The sequence below is a fragment of the Massilia frigida genome (assembly GCF_011682175.1).
Lineage (GTDB): Bacteria > Pseudomonadota > Gammaproteobacteria > Burkholderiales > Burkholderiaceae_D > Telluria_A > Telluria_A frigida.
Genome location: NZ_WHJG01000149.1, coordinates 1 through 789 on the forward strand (window position 1 = coordinate 1; position 789 = coordinate 789).

General features: G+C 67.4%; 1 protein-coding gene. It reads left to right on the forward strand.

From position 1 onward, the window contains the following. Nucleotides 1–789: IS4 family transposase (locus F2P44_RS34425; protein WP_167094591.1), on the forward strand; the 789-nt coding region annotated here is incomplete at both ends.

The following is a 789-nucleotide window of genomic DNA, read 5'->3' on the forward strand; positions in this document are numbered from 1 at the left end:
GACAGTCGTCTCAACAAGAGGGCGAAGATACTGATGGAACGATTTGCGGCAAACCCGCAAGCGAGCATTCCGGCGGCATGCGAGGGCTGGAGCGAGACGGTGGCGGCCTACCGCTTTCTGAGCAACACCGATGTGGACTGGCGCGACATTCTGGCGCCGCATTGGGCTCGGACACAGGAGCGCATGCAGGCCTACCCGGTGATGCTGTGCATCCAGGACACGACGGAGCTCGACTTCAACGGCCAGGAAACACAGGGGCTGGGGCCGCTGAACTACGAGGCGCGGCGCGGCATGTATGTGCACCCGACGTACGCGGTGACGCCCGGACGCGAGCCGCTGGGCGTGCTCGACGCCTGGATGTGGGCGCGCGAGAAGCGCGGTGCCGACGGGGTACGCCCGGGGCAGAAGGAAAGCACGCGCTGGATCGAGGGTTACGAGCGCATAGCCGAGATGGCGGCCCAGATGCCGCAGACGCGACTGGTGTATGTAGCCGACCGCGAGGCGGACATGGTGGCGATGATGCGCCGGGCGAGCGAACTGGGCACGCCGGCCGACTGGCTGGTGCGCGCCAGGCACAATCGCTGCCTGCCCGATGAGGATGGCGAGAAGCTGTGGTCGCACACTAGCGCCGGCGTGGCGCTGGGCGAGATTGCGTTCACGATGCCGACGCGCGGCACGCAAAAGGCGCGCGCGGTGCGCCAGCAATTGTGGGCGCGTGTGGTCGAGATCGGAGACGGCAAACGGGGGCGCATCAGCGTCACCTGCATCGTGGCACGCGAAGTCGGCGCG